General features: G+C 57.3%; 17 protein-coding genes. 3 read left to right on the forward strand and 14 right to left on the reverse strand.

Annotation, left to right across the window (positions count from 1 at the left end; genetic code table 11):
* Window positions 1-10 precede the first annotated feature (10 nt).
* The 5 genes from sucA to sdhC all read right to left on the reverse strand — a co-directional run bounded on the left by sucA (window position 11) and on the right by sdhC (window position 6317).
* A complete protein-coding gene (sucA, locus tag CSE01S_RS05400; RefSeq protein ID WP_042285345.1) occupies window positions 11-2812 on the reverse strand; it encodes a 2-oxoglutarate dehydrogenase E1 component in 2802 nt (933 codons plus the stop codon).
* A gap of 261 nt (window positions 2813-3073) precedes the next feature.
* Window positions 3074-3790, reverse strand: a complete 717-nt coding sequence (gene sdhB, locus CSE01S_RS05405; RefSeq protein WP_042285348.1) for a succinate dehydrogenase iron-sulfur subunit SdhB — start codon at window positions 3788-3790, stop codon at window positions 3074-3076.
* 15 nt (window positions 3791-3805) lie between these two features.
* The gene (gene sdhA, locus CSE01S_RS05410) at window positions 3806-5572 is read right to left on the reverse strand and encodes a succinate dehydrogenase flavoprotein subunit (protein ID WP_042285351.1); all 1767 of its coding nucleotides are present in this window, start codon (window positions 5570-5572) and stop codon (window positions 3806-3808) included.
* Window positions 5572-5919 (reverse strand): succinate dehydrogenase membrane anchor subunit, encoded by a 348-nt coding sequence (gene sdhD, locus CSE01S_RS05415; RefSeq protein WP_042285355.1) that lies wholly within the window; start codon window positions 5917-5919, stop codon window positions 5572-5574. The genes sdhA and sdhD overlap by 1 nt, the downstream gene beginning before the upstream one ends.
* On the reverse strand, window positions 5913-6317 hold the full coding sequence (gene sdhC, locus CSE01S_RS05420) for a succinate dehydrogenase cytochrome b556 subunit (protein WP_042286197.1): 405 nt from the start codon (window positions 6315-6317) through the stop codon (window positions 5913-5915). Before sdhC ends, sdhD begins: the two co-directional genes overlap by 7 nt.
* 749 nt (window positions 6318-7066) lie before the next feature.
* Between sdhC and CSE01S_RS05430 the strand changes: the two genes are divergently transcribed.
* Together CSE01S_RS05430 and CSE01S_RS05435 are read left to right on the forward strand one after the other, a co-directional pair.
* Complete coding sequence (locus CSE01S_RS05430; protein WP_042285358.1) at window positions 7067-8350, forward strand: citrate synthase; 1284 nt, start codon at window positions 7067-7069, stop codon at window positions 8348-8350.
* Between the two features lie 180 nt (window positions 8351-8530).
* Window positions 8531-9583, forward strand: coding sequence for an AbrB family transcriptional regulator (locus CSE01S_RS05435; protein WP_042285362.1), 1053 nt, complete (start codon window positions 8531-8533; stop codon window positions 9581-9583).
* A gap of 25 nt (window positions 9584-9608) precedes the next feature.
* On the opposite strand, the gene nei is transcribed toward CSE01S_RS05435, so the two are convergent.
* The 8 genes from nei to ybgI form a co-directional block, all read right to left on the reverse strand.
* A complete protein-coding gene (nei, locus tag CSE01S_RS05440; protein ID WP_042285364.1) occupies window positions 9609-10400 on the reverse strand; it encodes an endonuclease VIII in 792 nt (263 codons plus the stop codon).
* A gap of 22 nt (window positions 10401-10422) precedes the next feature.
* Complete coding sequence (gene pcp, locus CSE01S_RS05445; RefSeq protein WP_042285367.1) at window positions 10423-11067, reverse strand: pyroglutamyl-peptidase I; 645 nt, start codon at window positions 11065-11067, stop codon at window positions 10423-10425.
* A 9-nt stretch (window positions 11068-11076) separates the two neighbouring features.
* Entirely contained in the window at window positions 11077-12072 is a 996-nt protein-coding gene (locus tag CSE01S_RS05450) for a DUF979 domain-containing protein (RefSeq protein ID WP_042285370.1), read from the reverse strand.
* On the reverse strand, window positions 12069-12797 hold the full coding sequence (locus CSE01S_RS05455) for a DUF969 domain-containing protein (protein ID WP_042285372.1): 729 nt from the start codon (window positions 12795-12797) through the stop codon (window positions 12069-12071). The genes CSE01S_RS05450 and CSE01S_RS05455 overlap by 4 nt, the downstream gene beginning before the upstream one ends.
* 75 nt (window positions 12798-12872) lie before the next feature.
* Window positions 12873-13607, reverse strand: coding sequence for a 5-oxoprolinase subunit PxpA (gene pxpA, locus CSE01S_RS05460; protein WP_042285375.1), 735 nt, complete (start codon window positions 13605-13607; stop codon window positions 12873-12875).
* The gene (gene pxpC, locus CSE01S_RS05465; protein ID WP_042285378.1) at window positions 13597-14529 is read right to left on the reverse strand and encodes a 5-oxoprolinase subunit PxpC; all 933 of its coding nucleotides are present in this window, start codon (window positions 14527-14529) and stop codon (window positions 13597-13599) included. The genes pxpA and pxpC overlap by 11 nt, the downstream gene beginning before the upstream one ends.
* Window positions 14523-15179 (reverse strand): 5-oxoprolinase subunit PxpB, encoded by a 657-nt coding sequence (pxpB, locus tag CSE01S_RS05470; RefSeq protein WP_042285380.1) that lies wholly within the window; start codon window positions 15177-15179, stop codon window positions 14523-14525. Before pxpB ends, pxpC begins: the two co-directional genes overlap by 7 nt.
* A gap of 21 nt (window positions 15180-15200) precedes the next feature.
* Window positions 15201-15944: a radiation resistance protein YbgI gene (gene ybgI / locus CSE01S_RS05475; RefSeq protein ID WP_042285382.1), complete on the reverse strand. Its 744-nt coding sequence runs from the start codon at window positions 15942-15944 to the stop codon at window positions 15201-15203.
* A 266-nt stretch (window positions 15945-16210) separates the two neighbouring features.
* On the opposite strand from ybgI, the gene CSE01S_RS05480 reads away from it, so the two are divergent.
* A complete protein-coding gene (locus CSE01S_RS05480) occupies window positions 16211-17692 on the forward strand; it encodes an MFS transporter (RefSeq protein WP_042285385.1) in 1482 nt (493 codons plus the stop codon).
* Here CSE01S_RS05480 and CSE01S_RS23660 read toward each other — a convergent pair.
* The gene (locus CSE01S_RS23660) at window positions 17647-17790 is read right to left on the reverse strand and encodes a hypothetical protein (protein ID WP_500861408.1); all 144 of its coding nucleotides are present in this window, start codon (window positions 17788-17790) and stop codon (window positions 17647-17649) included. The two genes, CSE01S_RS05480 and CSE01S_RS23660, sit on opposite strands and share 46 nt — an antisense overlap.
* Window positions 17791-17811 lie beyond the last annotated feature (21 nt).

The following is a 17811-nucleotide window of genomic DNA, read 5'->3' on the forward strand; positions in this document are numbered from 1 at the left end:
TATCCTTTATTTAATCGACGTTCAGCGCGTCATTAACCAGATCTTGTTGCTGCTTCTGGTGAACGGACATATACCCTACCGCCGGAGAGGCGGAGGCCGGGCGACCTGCATAACGCAGGGCGGACCCAAATGGAATCACTTCACGGAAATGATGCTGGCTGCAGTACCAGGCGCCCTGGTTGAGCGGCTCTTCCTGACACCAGACAAAATCATGTACGTGAGCGTACTGTTTCAGCACGTCCTGCATCGCCTGATGCGGGAACGGATAAAGCTGTTCGATGCGCACAATGGCGACATCTTTCTGATCGTTCTTACGGCGCTGTTCCAGCAGGTCGTAATAAACCTTACCAGAACACATCACCACGCGCTTCACGCCTTTCGGATCGATATCATCAATTTCGCCAATGGCCGGCAGGAAGGTGCCGTTGGCCAGCTCATCCAGGCTGGAAACCGCCAGCGGATGACGCAGCAGCGATTTCGGCGACATGACCACCAGCGGACGGCGCATACCGCGCAGCGCCTGACGACGCAGCATGTGGTACACCTGAGCCGGGGTGGACGGCACGCAAACCTGCATGTTCTGCTCGGCGCAAAGCTGCAGATAACGCTCCAGTCGCGCGGAGGAGTGCTCCGGCCCCTGGCCTTCGTAACCGTGCGGCAGCAGCATCACCAGCCCGCACATGCGGCCCCACTTCTGTTCGCCGGAGGAGATGAACTGGTCAATCACCACCTGCGCGCCGTTGGCGAAGTCACCGAACTGCGCTTCCCAGATCGTCAGGGTACGCGGTTCCGCCGTGGCGTAACCGTATTCAAACGCCAGTACCGCTTCTTCAGACAGAACGGAGTCCCATACCCGGAAGCTGCCCTGGCCGTTATGCACATGCTGCAGCGGGGTGTAGGTTGAACCGTTAGACTGATTATGAATCACCGCGTGGCGGTGGAAGAAGGTGCCGCGACCGGAGTCTTCGCCGGACAGGCGTACCGGGATACCTTCATCAACCAGCGTGGCGTAAGCCAGATTTTCCGCGCCGCCCCAGTCGAACAGTTTCTCGCCCGCCGCCATCGCCTGGCGGTCAGCGTAAATTTTGGCCACGCGGGACTGCATCTCAACCGCTTCCGGCACCGTACTGATGCGTTTCGCCAGCTCCTGCAGACGCTTCATCTCCACCTTGTTCGGGTACGCTTCGTCCCACTCGTGGTTGAGGTACGGCGACCAGGTAAAGGAGTGCATGTTCATCGGACGCCACTCTTTCACCACGCATTCACCGGCGTCCAGCGCGTCACGGTAAAGGTTGACCATTTCGGTCGCGTCTTCCAGCGTGGCGACGTTGTCGGCTTCCAGTTTGTCGGCGTAGATCTTACGCGGGGTCGGGTGTTTTTTGATTTTCTGGTACATCAGCGGCTGGGTTGCGCTCGGCTCGTCGGCTTCGTTATGGCCGTGACGGCGGTAGCATACCAGGTCGATGAAGACATCACGTTTAAAGGTGTTACGGAAGTCCAGCGCCAGACGGGTGACAAACGCCACCGCTTCCGGATCGTCCGCGTTGACGTGGAAGATCGGCGCCTGCACCATTTTACCGATGTCGGTGCAGTACGGCGTGGATCGGGCATCCAGCGGATTAGAGGTGGTGAAGCCCACCTGGTTGTTGATAACGATGCGAACGGTCCCGCCCACTTCGTATCCCCGCGCTTTCGACATGTTCAGGGTTTCCTGAACCACGCCCTGCCCGGTCACCGCAGCGTCACCATGAATGGTGATCGGCAGCACTTTGTTGCTGCTCGGCTCGTCGAGCCTGTCCAGACGCGCCCGCACGGAACCGATAACCACCGGGCTGACGATCTCCAGGTGAGACGGGTTAAACGCCAGCGCCAGGTGGACCAGGCCGCCTTCGGTTTCAATATCGGACGAGAAGCCCATGTGGTACTTCACGTCACCGGTACCGAGGTGTTCTTTATGTTTGCCCGCAAATTCGTCGAACAGATCCTGCGGTTTTTTACCCAGCACGTTGACCAGCACGTTCAGACGACCACGGTGGGCCATTCCCAGCACCACTTCACGGGTGCCGCTGTTGCCCGCATGGCGGATCATCTCTTTCAGCATCGGTATTAACGCGTCGCCGCCTTCCAGCGAGAAGCGTTTCGCGCCCGGGAACTTCGCGCCCAGATAACGTTCCAGGCCTTCCGCCGCGGTCAGTTCGCTCAGGAAACGTTTTTTCTCATCGGCGCTAAACGCCGCGCGTCCGGATTCGATACGCTGTTGCAGCCAGCGTTTTTCTTCGGTGCTGGTGATGTGCATGTACTCGGCGCCGATCGGGCCGCAGTAAGTTTGTTTGAGGGCGGAGAGCAACTCGCCCAGCTTCATCGTCTCTTTGCCGCCAGCAAAAGAACCTACGTTAAAGCTTTCCTGGAAGTCGGCCTCGGTCAGATCGTGGAAGGAAGGATCCAGATCCGCCACGGTTTCTTGCTTCCACAGTCCCAGCGGATCGAGATTCGCATGCTGGTGACCGCGGAAACGATAAGCGTTAATGAGCTGCAGGACTTTAACCTGCTTCACATTGGTGTCAGGGTCGGAAATCGAAGAAGAGTAACGTGAGGCATCCTTCGCCAGACGACGGAAATAATCACGCGTTTTTGAATGGAATTGATCCGGTTTGACCCCTGTACCAGGCAACTGCTGGAACGTGGAACGCCAGTTCGCGTCCACAGAGTCAGGATCGGTTAAGAAGTCTTCATAGAGCTGTTCTATCCAGCTCTGGTTTGCGCCAGAGAGGTAAGAAGAGTCCAGCCAGGCTTTCAAAGCGCTGTTCTGCATCGTGATCCCTTAAGCATTTTTATGCTTACTTTCGCCGTAGAAACTACCACGCACACCGAGTGTACGTGCCGGGGTTCACCTGCGAGCTCTTACTGGCCCGCGAAGGAACCTTTAAAAACTGCCATTCATCTTCTGCGTTCAGGCTGCGACGTTGTTGGCTGCCTTGTCTCGTCCTGTACGCCTCGATGACGGGTACTGCAATGTAGCGGTTTTTAAAGATTTCCTGCATCACCGGGGAATCGCTTCCCCGGCGTTTACACGTTATGCACTGCGCTGCAACAGCATCGACTTAATATGGCCGATGGCGCGCGTCGGGTTTAGCCCCTTAGGACACACACTGACGCAGTTCATGATGCTGTGACAGCGGAATACGCTGAATGCATCGCTCATTCCTTCCAGGCGGCTGTCGGTTTCGGTATCGCGGCTGTCGATCAGGAAGCGGTATGCCGCTAACAGACCGGCCGGGCCGATGAACTTATCCGGGTTCCACCAGAAAGACGGGCAAGACGTTGAGCAGCACGCACACAAAATACATTCATACAGCCCATCGAGTTTTTCCCGCTGCTCGGGCATCTGCAAATGCTCGCGCGCCGGAGGATTTTGCCCATTATTCAACAAGTAAGGCTTAATCTTCTCATATTGTGCGTAGAATTGCCCCATGTCTACCACCAAATCGCGGATCACCGGTAACCCTGGCAGTGGACGGATGACAATTTTCTTACCCGGCTGATTCAGCGCCGAAATGGGCGTGATGCACGCCAGGCCGTTTTTGCCGTTCATGTTCAGTCCGTCAGACCCGCAGACCCCTTCACGGCAGGAGCGACGGAAAGAGAGGCTCGGATCTTTTTCTTTCAGCTGCATCAGTGCATCCAGCAGCATCATATCGCGCCCTTCTTCGCCTTCCAGGGTGTAATCCTGCATGCGCGGAGCGTCATCAACATCCGGGTTATAGCGATAAATTGAAAACTCGAGTTTCATTGTCCTGTCTCCGCATTAGTAAGTACGAATCTTCGGCGGGAATGCCGGGCGCAGTTTCGGTTCCATATTGACCTGACGTCGCGTCATGGACTCCGTCTCTGGCAGATACAGGGAATGGCACAGCCAGTTTTCATCATCACGCTCCGGGAAGTCGAAGCGGCTATGCGCGCCGCGACTTTCGGTACGGAAGTTTGCTGAAACCGCCGTGGCGTAGGCAGTTTCCATCAGGTTATCCAGCTCCAGGCACTCAACGCGCTGAGTGTTGAACTCGCTGGAAGTATCGTCCAGACGGGCGTTTTTCAGCCGCTCGCGGATCGCCTTCAGTTGTTCCAGCCCTTTCGCCATCGCGTCGCCTTCACGGAATACCGAGAAGTTGTGCTGCATACATTCCTGCAGCGCTTTGCGAATCACGACCGGATCTTCACCGTCGCGGTTATTGTTCCAGCGGTTCAGGCGCGCCAGTGAGGCGTCGATTTCGTCGTCGGTCGCATCGCGCAGTGCGCCCTGCTCCGCGATAGACTCCTGCAGATGCAGACCCGCCGCACGGCCAAACACCACCAGATCCAGCAGCGAGTTGCCGCCCAGACGGTTGGCGCCGTGTACGGAGACGCAGGCGATTTCGCCCACCGCAAACAGGCCCGGAATCACCACGTCTTCGCCCTGCTCGTTCACGGTCAGCGCCTGGCCGGTCACTTTGGTCGGGATTCCACCCATCATATAGTGGCAGGTCGGGATAACCGGAATCGGCTCTTTCACCGGGTCGACGTGGGCAAAGGTACGGGAAAGTTCGAGAATACCCGGCAGACGGGACTCCAGAACCTCTTTCCCCAGATGATCAAGTTTCAGCTTGGCATGCGGCCCCCACGGACCGTCGCAGCCGCGACCTTCGCGAATTTCAATCATGATGGAACGCGCCACCACGTCGCGACCCGCCAAGTCTTTCGCATTCGGCGCATAACGCTCCATAAAGCGTTCGCCGTGTTTGTTCAGCAGATAGCCGCCTTCGCCGCGGCAACCTTCGGTGACCAGTACGCCCGCACCGGCGATACCGGTCGGGTGGAACTGCCACATTTCCATGTCCTGCACCGGCACGCCTGCGCGAATCGCCATGCCCACGCCGTCGCCGGTATTAATATGGGCGTTGGTGGTGGATTGATAAATACGGCCTGCGCCGCCGGTCGCCAGCACCGTGGCGCGGGCTTTGAAGTAAACCACTTCACCGGTTTCAATGCACAGCGCGGTACAACCCACGATCGCGCCGTCGGCGTTCTTCACCAGATCCAGCGCATACCACTCGGAGAAAATGGTGGTGTGGTTTTTCAGGTTCTGCTGATACAGCGTGTGCAGCAGCGCATGGCCGGTACGGTCAGCTGCCGCTGCGGTACGTGCCGCCTGCTCGCCGCCGAAGTTTTTCGACTGGCCGCCAAACGGACGCTGATAGATACGACCGTCATCAAGACGGGAAAAAGGCAGCCCCATGTGCTCCAGCTCCAGAATCGCTTCCGGTCCGGTCTTGCACATATATTCAATCGCGTCCTGGTCACCAATGTAGTCCGACCCTTTGACGGTGTCGTACATGTGCCATTCCCAGTTATCCTCATGGGTATTACCGAGCGCGACGGTAATGCCGCCCTGCGCGGAAACGGTATGGGAACGGGTTGGAAAGACTTTAGAGAGCAGCGCACAGGTTTGTCCGCTCTGGGAAATTTGCAGCGCCGCACGCATACCCGCGCCGCCTGCGCCTATGACCACTGCATCAAATTCTCTGACTGGCAATTTCATTACACACCCCACACCACAACAAATCCATAAATGACGTAAACCACCAGCGCAACGACGATAGCCAGTTGCAGGCCTAAACGAACAGCCAGCGGTTTAACGTAGTCGGTCAACACCTGCCACATGCCGATCCAGGCATGAATCAAGATGGAAAAAAGGGCCAGCAGAGTGAAGACTTTGGTGAAGGCCGATGAGAAGAAACCGGTCCAGACTTCCCAGGTCAGGTCGCCGCTCGTGGCGAAGAACCCCACCATGTAGATGATGTATAACGTCAGAACGATAGCGGTAGCGCGGACCAGGATGAAGTCATGTACGCCATTGCGTCCTAATGCGGAGGCGTTGCTTACCATACGAGGACTCCTGCGAGAAGTGAAAGCACGACAGTGATAACGAAAGAGATTTTGGCCGAGCGTTGACCCGCTTCGAATGTTTCTTCCAGATAGCCAAAATCCATTAACATGTGACGCACGCCGCCCACCACGTGGTACGCCAGCGCGGTGAGAATGCCCCACATGATAAATTTAACGAAGAAGCTCCCCATGATGGCGGACGCCTGCTGGAATCCTTCCGGGGAAGAGAGGCTGGTACCCAATAACCACAACAGAATCCCGACCGCCACGAAGGTGATCACGCCGGAAACGCGATGGAGAATGGACGCTATCGCCGTGATTGGGAACCGGATCGTTTGCAGATCCAGATTGACAGGTCTTTGTTTTTTCACATTTCTTATCATGAATAACGCCCACATGCTGTTCTTATTATTCCCTTTAGACTTCGGGTACAGAGGCTCATCCACCTGTAGCCTGAAAGACGACGGGATTTCCTTCCTCCGGTCTGCGTGCGGGTCAGACAGCGTCCTTTCTATAACTGCGCGTCATGTAAAACACTGCTTCCAGATGCTAAAACGACACGTTACAACGCTGGGTGGCTCGGGATTGCAGGGTATTCCGGAGACCTGGCGGCAGTATAGGACGTTCACAAAATCATTACAATTAACCTACATATAGTTTGTCGGGTTTTATCGCGAACAGTGACCTACGTCACGATAACAACATTTTTTTAATTTTTAATCATCTAATTTGACAATCATTAAACAAAGTTGTTACAAACAACACCAGAAAAAGCATATAATGCGTAAAAGTTATGGGGTCACTCTTTAACCTGCAAATAAGTTATGTAACAGTAAGAAGATATTGACCGATCCCTTCAGTACAGTTAATAGTGATAGACAGGTTGAATAATTCGGATTGCTAAGTTGTTGATTTGTTGCTATTTCACCATGAGTTAACTGATTTACCTGCAAGCGCCCATTGCTCTGTACCCTGGTTTTCTCCTCTCACGCAGAGCGGCGAGCCGAATAACAAACCGGTAACAGTTAATTTTATGTTTACACAAACTCATTCCCGCTGCGTCAACGCGGCACGCGTGAAGGACGATGTGTAGAAGACAGATCTCACCTGTGCAGTCTCAAGCAATAAGGCGCTAAGGAGACCGTAAATGGCTGATACAAAGGCAAAACTCACCCTCAATGGTGATGCTGCTATCGAACTGGACGTGCTGAAGGGCACGCTGGGTCAGGACGTTATTGATATTCGTAGTCTGGGTTCAAAAGGCATGTTCACTTTTGATCCGGGTTTCACCTCTACCGCATCCTGCGAATCCAAAATTACGTTCATCGACGGCGATGAAGGGATTTTGTTACACCGCGGCTTCCCGATCGATCAGCTGGCCACCGACTCCACCTACCTGGAAGTGTGCTACATCCTGCTGTATGGCGAAAAACCGACGCAGGCTGAATACGACGAGTTCAGAACCACGGTGACCCGTCATACCATGATCCACGAGCAGATCACCCGCCTGTTCCACGCCTTCCGCCGCGACTCACATCCCATGGCGGTAATGTGCGGGATCACCGGCGCGCTGGCGGCGTTCTATCACGACTCGCTGGACGTGAACAATCCGCGCCACCGCGAAATCGCGGCCTTCCGTTTGCTCTCCAAAATGCCGACGATGGCAGCGATGTGTTACAAGTATTCGATCGGTCAGCCGTTCGTTTATCCGCGTAACGACCTCTCCTATTCCGGTAACTTCCTGAATATGATGTTCTCTACGCCGTGCGAAACGTATGAAGTGAACCCGGTGCTGGAACGTGCAATGGACCGTATCCTGATCCTGCACGCTGACCACGAGCAGAACGCGTCCACCTCCACCGTTCGTACCGCAGGTTCTTCCGGCGCCAACCCCTTTGCCTGTATCGCGGCGGGCATCGCTTCCCTGTGGGGACCGGCACACGGCGGCGCGAACGAAGCGGCCCTGAAAATGCTGGAAGAAATCAGCTCGGTTAAACACATTCCGGAATTTGTTCGTCGCGCGAAAGATAAAAACGACTCTTTCCGCCTGATGGGCTTCGGCCACCGCGTGTACAAAAACTACGACCCGCGCGCCACCGTAATGCGTGAAACCTGCCATGAAGTGCTGAAAGAGCTGGGCACGAAAGATGACCTGCTGGAAGTGGCCATGGAGCTGGAACACATCGCGCTGAACGACCCGTACTTCATTGAGAAGAAGCTCTACCCGAACGTGGACTTCTACTCCGGTATCATTCTGAAAGCGATGGGGATTCCGTCCTCTATGTTCACCGTGATCTTCGCGATGGCACGTACCGTCGGCTGGATTGCGCACTGGAATGAAATGCACAGCGAAGGCATGAAAATCGCCCGTCCTCGTCAGCTGTATACCGGCTACGATCAGCGTGATTTTAAGTCTGACATTAAGCGTTAATGCTTTACGCATCCGGCGTCCCCCACGCCGGATGCGTGCCAGCGCGCGCCGGCTCTCCCCCCTGCCGGATGGCCTGTTAACCGCACCATCCCCTCTTTTATTGACCCGCGTTATTTTAATCTGCTCACACTTTCTCTATGATTTCCTGAGATTTCGCTAAACGTTATTCAGGAGCAGGGAATGCCATCTTTGCAGTGGGGCGCCTTATTTGTCTTGTCGTTACTTCTTTCCCTGCTGTTCCTGTACATTCATCTCCCGGCGGCGCTGTTGCTCGGCCCGATGCTGGCAGGCATTGTGTTTAGTCTGCGCGGGATGCCCCTGAAACTGCCCCGTAGCGCCTTCCTCGCCGCCCAGGCGATCCTCGGCTGCATGATTGCGCAAAACCTTACCGGCTCCATCCTCACCACGCTTGCCCTTCACTGGCCGATGGTCCTGGCGGTGCTGCTGGTTACGCTGCTTTCCAGCGCGGTAGTGGGCTGGCTGCTGGTGCGCTACAGTTCGCTGCCGGGTAACACCGGCGCATGGGGCTCTTCGCCCGGCGGCGCGGCAGCGATGGTCGCCATGGCGCAGGACTATGGCGCGGACATCCGTCTGGTGGCATTTATGCAGTATTTACGCGTGTTGTTCGTTGCGGGGGCGGCGGTGCTGGTCACCCGCCTGATTCTGGGCGACAGCGCAGAGGCCGTCAGCCAGCAGGTGGAATGGTTTCCGCCGCTGAGCGTTAACTTACTGTCTACCCTGCTGCTGGCGGCCATTGCGGGTCTTGCCGGACGGCTGTTGCGGATCCCGTCCGGTACGATGTTGCTGCCGATGCTGGCAGGCGCGTTGCTGCATACCAGCGGGACGATGGTGATTGAACTGCCGGAGTGGCTGCTGGCGATTGCCTATATGGCGATTGGCTGGCGCATCGGTCTGGGCTTCGATAAACAGGTGTTTTTCATGGCGCTGCGCCCCCTGCCGCAAATACTCGCCTCCATCTTTTCCCTGATGGCGATTTGCGCGGCAATGGCCTGGGGCCTCGCGCATTACATGCAAATTGATTTTATGACCGCCTACCTCGCCACCAGCCCCGGCGGGCTGGACACCGTGGCGGTGATCGCCGCTGGCAGCAACGCCGATATGGCGCTGATCATGGCGATGCAAACCCTGCGCCTGTTCAGTATCTTGCTGACCGGCCCGGCGGTGGCGCGTTTTATTTCCACCTACGCGCCAAAACGGCCATCACAGCGCTAAAAACGTCGCGTGACCAGACTGCTCGCTATTTTTGACAGCGCGGACACCAGTAAAATGGGCGCGACGAAAGCGTGGTTTTTTCAATGATCCCGCCACAACGCTCGCACGTTTCACCGTCACGGTGGAACACATGAAAGCGAAACAGCGCGCCATGGTGTTTATTCTCATCCACCCGCCCACGCGTGGTATAGGACAGGCGCGGAATATCCAGCAGCGCGTGGGATAACGCGTCGAGTTGTTTCGCATTCAACGCGTTCGCTTTGTGACTGCCGTTTAGTCCCACCTGCCAGAGGATCTCGACGCGCAGGTAGTTACCCAGCCCGGCGAGAAATGCCTGATCCAGTAGCAGCCCGGCAAATTGTCGATTGCGAAAACGCGGCGAAAGCAGGCGTTCTTTTACCGCTTCAGCCGTCAGACGCGGATCGAGCACATCCGGGCCAACGCGCTGTAAAAAGGGATGGGTAGTAAGTTGCTCCGGCGTCAGCATCTCAATATCCGAGGCGCTGTAGAGCAGAATGGCTTTATCCGCCGTTTGCAGCCGCACGCGCAGCACGCGGGTGGTCTGCGGCGCTTCACCGCTGTCCACCACTCGCCACACGCCGTAAAGCTGATTGTGGCTGTACAACGTCAGGCCGTCGGAAAAATGGGTCAACAGCGCTTTACCGCGCGTTTCCATTTCCGTCACTCGCTGCCCTTGTAGCTGTGATTCAAAGGGTTTTAACTGCGCAAAGGCAAACCAGACGTCCGTCAACGGTTTACCTTTGATCGCCGCCTCCAGGGTATCCGCCGCGCGGCGGATCTCCGGGCCTTCAGGCATGATACTGTCCTTATCGATAGTGTTAGTGGGTTGCGCCGCCCGTCACCACAAGATCCTTTTCGACCTGTAGCGCGGTCTCAATGGCGATTTCCAGTGCCTGACGTACCGTTTCCGCCGCCATGCTGGGCGCGCCAGGATGCGCCGCCGCCTGCTGCGGTAGATAAGGGATATGAATAAATCCGCCCTTCACATCCGACAGGCCGCTTAATTTATGCAGCAGCCCGTACATGACATGGTTGCAGACAAAGGTGCCGGCAGTTTGCGATACCGACGCTGGCACGCCCGCCTCACGCATCGCGCTCACCATCGCTTTGATCGGCAGCGTGCTAAACCAGGCCGCCGGACCGTCGATCACTATCGGCATATCCACTGGCTGCTGGCCTTTATTATCCGCGATGCGGGCATCATCGACGTTGATCGCCACGCGCTCAACGGTGATATCCGAACGCCCCCCGGCCTGACCAACCGCCAGCACCAGCGCCGGAGAGAGCGCGTCAATCGCCGCATTCAGTACGCTGAGCGATTCGCCAAACACGCAGGGTAACTGGCGCGCAACCACGCGACATCCGCGGATAATTGCGTTGTCGAGGCGCGACACCACTTCCCAGGAGGGGTTAATCTTTTCGCCGCCAAACGGCTCAAAACCGGTGATCAATACCGTTTTCATCCTTCCTCCTTACAGGAACATCAGGAAATACATCAGGAACACGTTGACGATAAGCAGCAACACGCCGGTCGGCACCTGCGCTTTAATCACCGCGTTTTTATCCGGCAGCTCCAGCAACGCGGCAGGAACAATGTTGAAGTTTGCCGCCATCGGCGTCATGAGCGTACCGCAGTAGCCGGAAAACATGCCAATCGCCGCCATCACCGCCGGATTGCCGCCGTGCTGGAGCACCAGAATCGGAATGCCAATCCCTGCCGTCACGATCGGGAAAGCGGCAAAGGCGTTGCCCATCACCATCGTCAACAGCGCCATCCCGAGGGTATACACCGCCACCGCGATAAAGCGGCTGTCTACGGCGAGGTATTCCTGAGTCAGATACGAAATGCCGCTGCCCACGCCTGCGGCGGTGAACAACAGTCCCAGCGTCGCGAGGATCTGCGGCAGAATAAACGCCCAGCCGATGGAGTCGAGCAAACGCCGCGCTTCCTGAATCGGCTGATGGACCTTCTCGTGCGTCATTTTGATCGCCATGCCGAGGCCGATCAGCGAACCTGCGGTCATGGAAAACAGCGTGACCAGGGTAGCGTGGTTACCCGGCCCGAACAGCCCTTCCTGTAAACCGGGAATATGGTTGAACATCAGCACGCCGATCACCGTCACTACCGGAATCGCCAGCGCCGGATAAAACAGGCGGTTGCCGAGACGCGTCGCGCTCTCTTCACGTTGCTCACGGGTACGCTGATGATAGCTGCCGAGCTTTACGCCGCCAAATCCGGCAATCAGCGCCATCAACACCACAGCAATGCCAACGGCGATATTCACCGCGCGCTTGTCGCCCACTAACTGATAGGTCCAGTCGCCCAGTAAAAACAGCAGACCGTAGACGCCCCAGAATAATCCCGTCGTCAGCCGTCGCGGGTTGGCTTTGTCCCGCCAGGACATCAGAGCGACAATCAACAGAATAACGCCTGCCAGCCAGTAGAGGTAGCTTTGCTGAAAATTCATTGCGCATCTCCTTTACCCGCGTTCGCCGCACTGGCTTTCGCCATCTCACGTTGCAGATAGTTATCGAGCCGCCACAGGCGCGCGCCGTGGATCAGAAACGCGCAGATCGCTGTGGGGATCCCCCACAGCGCAATGTGCAGCGGTTCGGTCTGGATCCCGCCGGATTCCAGCATAAAGTTGTGCATGAAGATGATCGCGCCGAACGCAACGAAGATATCTTCGCCAAAGAACAGCCCAACGTTATCGGTCGCCGCCGACATCGCCCGCAGGCGATAGCGTACCGCGCCAGGCAGTTGGCCGTAATTCTTCTCCGCCGCGCCTTCCGCCATCGGCGCCAGCAGAGGACGCACCATCTGCGGATGGCCGCCGAGGCTGGTCAGCCCCAGCGCCGCCGTCACTTCACGGATAAAGAGGTACACCACCAACAGACGACCCGCGGTGGCGCTGCGAATTTTCGCGATCCACGTCTGGGCGCGTTCTTTGAGACCGTGACGCTCCAGCAGACCGATTACCGCAAGCGGGATCAACAGAATAAACGGCAGATTGCGGGTATTGAGAAAGCCTTCTCCCAGTTTTTCGAGGATCGTGGCGATCGGCATCTGCGCCGCCAGTCCGGTGACGATCCCGGCCACAATGACCACCAGCACCGGGTTAAAGCGTAAAAGAAACCCGACCACAATGACGGCAATGCCCATCAGTGGCCAGAGAGTGATAGCATCTCCCATAATCCATTCCTTGTCTGTTGTGTTTTTGTTGTGTCGTACGTCAGCGCGTCGTCCTCTTTGGGACGACGTCATTGTTTAAGCTGTAATGTGAATACCGCGCGTCGTAAACGCTTCGCGCAGACGTCGGGCAAAAGCGAGTGCGTGCTCGCCGTCACCGTGAATGCACACTGTCTGGGCGACCACGCTGGCCCACGCGCCGGTCACACTCTGCACGCGGCCGCTTTCCACCATCCCCAGCGTTTGCGCCAGCGACTGTTCCTCGTCGTCGATCAGCGCTCCCGGCTGGCTACGCGGCACCAGCGAACCGTCAGGCTGGTAGCCACGGTCGGCGAATACTTCCTGGCGGGTGACAAGTCCGTAACGCTCACCCGCACGGATCAGTTCGCTGCCCGCCAGTCCGACCAGAACCAGCGCGGGGTCGCAGGCATGTACCGCTTTCGCGATCGCGTCCGCAAGCTGCGGGTCTTTCGCCGCCTGGTTGTAGAGCATCCCATGCGGCTTGACGTGACGCAGAACGCCGCCCTCCGCTTTCGCGATCGCCGCCAGCGCGCCGACCTGATACAGCGTCTGCGCGTAGACGGTTTCCGGCGGCAGGGTCATTGCCGTACGGCCAAAGTTTTCCCGGTCGGGAAAGCTGGGGTGCGCGCCAATGGCGACGCCGTTTTTCAGCGCATTTCGCACGCTCGACAGCATGGTTTGCGCATCCCCGGCATGAAACCCGCAGGCAATATTGGCCGAAGAGACCAGCGTTAACAGTTCCGCATCGCTTGCGCAGCCTTCGCCGAGGTCCGCATTCAAATCAATGTTCATTGCTCAACCGCCATGTCAGTTGTTCAAGATAGCGCCGCTGGTCTTGGCGCGCTTTCAGCGCGTCTTCCAGCGAACACTGGACAAAATGAATCGGCTGACCGAGCGGGATCTGCGCCAGATGGTACATATCCGCTTCGATAATACAGGCGATTCGCGGATAGCCGCCGGTGGTCTGAGCGTCGTTCATTAATACAATCGGCTGACCGTTGTGCGGCACCTGCACCACCCCGGGCAGCAATCCGTGGGACAGCAGTTCACGTTCGGTGGTGCGTTTTAGCGGCTGTCCCTGCAGCCGGTAGCCCATCCGGTTACTTTGCGGACTGAGGTACCACGGCGAACGCCAGAACGACGCCTGCGATGCCGTATCAAACTCGTGATATTCCGGCCCCGGCAGTGCGCGAAGCCGGTTTCCCCACAGCAGCTGTTTTACCCCCTGGGCGCCGAGGAATTGCCGCGCCGGTGCGCCAATGGCGAGGCGGTCGCCGTCCCGGAGCAGACGCCCTTCGAAACCGCCAATCCCGACTTTCAGGTCCGTACTGCACGACCCCATGACTTCAGGTACGGCAATGCCTCCGGCCACCGCCAGGTAGCTGCGCATACCGTGTTGCGGACGCTTTAACGCCAGACGCTGACCCGCTTTTACCGGCAGTCGCCAGCCTGTCCAGACCGGGTGCTCATCCAGTTTCGCTTCGCATCCTGCGCCGGTCAGGGCAAACCAGCCGTCGGCCTCAAATTCGACCACCAACTGTCCGAGCGTAATTTCCAGCACGGGCGCGTTGGCGTCGTTGCCGACCAGTAAATTGGCGATATGCATGGCGGGTCGATCCAGCGCGCCGCAGTGGCTGATACCGGACTGGCGAAAACCGTGACGGCCACCATCCTGTACCGAAGCGTACATTCCCGCGCGAATAATCTTCAACATACCCCCTCCTTCTGCGGGATAAAGCGCACGTTGTCGCCGGGACGCAGCAGGACCGGTTCATCCTGCGTCGGATCGAACAGTTTCCGCGGCGTGTGTCCGATGAGCTGCCAGCCGCCCGGCGTCGCGAGCGGATAAATGCCCGTCTGCGATCCACCGATCCCGACAGAACCTGCCGGAACGATCAGACGCGGTTCGGCGCGTCTGGGCGTATGCAACGGTTCCGGTAAGCTCCCAAGATAAGGAAAACCGGGTTGGAAACCTAAAAACCAGACCACGTACTCAACCGACGCGTGTAGTTCGACCACTTGCTTTTCGCTCAGCCCACTGTGACGAGCCACCAGAGCGAGATCGGGACCGCCCGCGCCGCCGTAAACCACCGGGATATCAATATTGCGCGAGTCGGGCTCCAGCGCCTCGCTTTCTTCCCACCAGCGCTGCAAACGCTCAATGGCATCCAGCGCCAGGGTTTGCGGCTCCCGCAGGATCACCGTGATATTGTTCATCCCTGGGATAGCTTCAACCACATTTGGCATGTCGACCAGACGCTGGGTCAGTCGCCAGATACGTTTCTGGCTCGCCAGCGTCACGGGGGGTTCCAGCTCCAGTACCACCGCCGTTTCGCCTAACAGATAACAGCGCGCTCGTTGCACTTGCGTTCCTCTTCGTCTTTTTTACGCGGGATTCGGTATGTCAATAAACGTCACATCCAGATCGGTATTTTCATTCAACCAGTCGCTGAGGGCGCGAATACCGCCGCGTTCGGTGGCATGGTGCCCGGCGGCGTAAAAATGCAGCCCCTGCTCGCGCGCCGAATGAATGGTTTGTTCAGAGACTTCGCCCGTAATGAACGCGTCTACGCCAAAGCGGGCGGCGCTGTCGATAAAACTTTGTCCGCCGCCGGTGCACCAGGCGACGCGGGTGACCGTCTCCGGCCCGGTATCGCCGCACCATAACGGTTTACGCCCAAGACGCGCTTCAATCCATGAGGCCAGTTCCAGTCCAGGCACCGGCATCGACAGTTCGCCCCAGGGCACCAAGGGTTCGATCTCCCCCATCACGTTGATGCCAAGCAGGGCGGCAAGCTGCGCGTTGTTGCCCAGTTCAGGATGCGCGTCCAGCGGCAGGTGCCAGCCGTAGAGGTTGATATCATTTGCCAGCAGCGTTTTCAGGCGGTTACGCTTCATGCCGCGAATCACCGGAGATTCGCCCTTCCAGAAATAACCATGGTGAACGATGACCGCATCAGCCTGCAGGCGTACCGCTTCATCCAGCAATGCCTGGCTGGCCGTGACGCCGGTGACGATTGTTTGCACCGTCGCTTTGCCTTCAACCTGTAAACCGTTAGGCGCGTAATCGCTAATCGCCGCGCTGTTGAGTTTCTCGTTGATCAGTTGTTCCAGTTCGGTGTTTTTCATCATCGCTCCCTTGTTCGTCTATGCGATACGTTAAAATAGCCTTCGGGCGTCCGTTCGTCGATAGCCAATTCACTGACACATTAAGAAACAATCCCGTCGTTTTTTAGCGTGAAAAGCGCGCCCTTCCGTGAGCGAATTCATGTATATTTATGCAATCAGACAGCATATTGCAAAAATAATCCTATCTGTATCGACATTGTAACGTTAAGGAACCCCCGCCGCGCGGCGTTTTATCCGCTGGGCGCGCAAGCTATTCTGGTATCACAATGAATAAAGCATCATCTCAACCGCGGGCGATTTACTACGTCGTCGCGCTGCAAATCTGGGAATACTTCAGTTTTTACGGCATGCGCGCCCTGCTGATCCTCTATCTCACCAATCAGCTTAAATACGACGATACCCACGCCTATGCGTTATTCAGCGCTTATTGTTCGCTGGTCTATGTCACGCCGATTCTTGGCGGTTATCTCGCTGATAAAGTGCTCGGTAACCGCATGGCGGTAATGCTTGGCGCTTTTCTGATGGCGGTCGGGCATCTGGTCCTCGGCGCCAGCGAAATTGCCCCCACCTTCCTTTATTTGTCGCTGGCAATCATTGTTTGCGGCTATGGCTTGTTCAAGTCGAACATCAGTTGTCTGCTGGGTGAGTTATACCAACCGGACGATCCACGCCGTGACGGTGGGTTTTCGCTGCTATACGCGGCGGGCAATGTGGGTTCGATCGTCGCACCGATCGCCTGCGGGTATGTCCAGGAAGAATACAGTTGGGCGATGGGCTTCGCGCTGGCGGCCATCGGCATGATCGCCGGGTTGATCATCTTCCTTTGCGGCAATCGCCACTTCGCGCACACCAAAGGGGTGAACAAAACCGCGCTGTGCGCCCGGCCGTTTCTCCTGCCCAACTGGGGCTGGCTGCTGGTCCTGTTGGTTGCCGCGCCGCTGGTCATTACCGTTCTGTTCTGGCAGGACTGGTCGGTTTACGCGCTGATTGCCGCCACCGTCATCGGTCTGGCGGTGCTGAGTAAAATTTATCGTCAGGCAGAAAACCAGAAGCAGCGTAAAGAGCTGGGCCTGATCGTGACCCTCACCGTCTTTAGCCTGCTGTTCTGGGCCTTTGCCCAGCAGGGCGGCAGCTCCATCAGCCTGTATATCGATCGCTTCGTAAACCGCGATATTTTCGGCTATTCGGTTCCTACCGCCATGTTCCAGTCGGTAAACGCCTTTGCCGTGATGCTCTGCGGCGTGGTGCTGGCCTGGCGGGTAAAAGAGAGTATGGGGGGTCGCCGCAGCGTACGCATCTGGGGCAAATTCGCTCTCGGCCTCGGTCTGATGAGCGCCGGATTCTGCATTCTGACCCTTAGCGCCCGTTGGTCCGCAGCCTATGGCCACTCTTCCATGCCGCTGATGATCCTCGGTCTGGCGGTGATGGGCTTTGCAGAGCTGTTTATCGACCCGGTGGCGATGTCGCAGATTACACGTATTGAAATCCCTGGGGTAACTGGCGTATTAACCGGCATTTATATGCTGCTTTCCGGCGCGATTGCCAACTATCTGGCGGGCGTCATTGCCGACCAAACGTCCCAGAGCGCGTTTGACGCCAGCGGCGCGATCAACTATTCCATCAATGCTTATATCGATGTGTTCAGTGACATCACCTGGGGCGCGCTGGCCTGCGTCGGGCTGGTACTGTTGATCTGGCTGTATCAGTCGCTTAAATTCAGAAACCGCCCGCTGGCGATTGAGTCCTGAGTTAACGGACATGAGTGGCTGGGCGCCGTGACCCGATCGTCTTCGTTAAGGCCGGTTACCCGCAGCACCCAGCCACGCTCGCTTCCCTGTGCCTGCATGGTGTGGGCAATGCGTAGCGC

Source organism: Citrobacter sedlakii NBRC 105722 (assembly GCF_000759835.1).
GTDB lineage: Bacteria > Pseudomonadota > Gammaproteobacteria > Enterobacterales > Enterobacteriaceae > Citrobacter_A > Citrobacter_A sedlakii.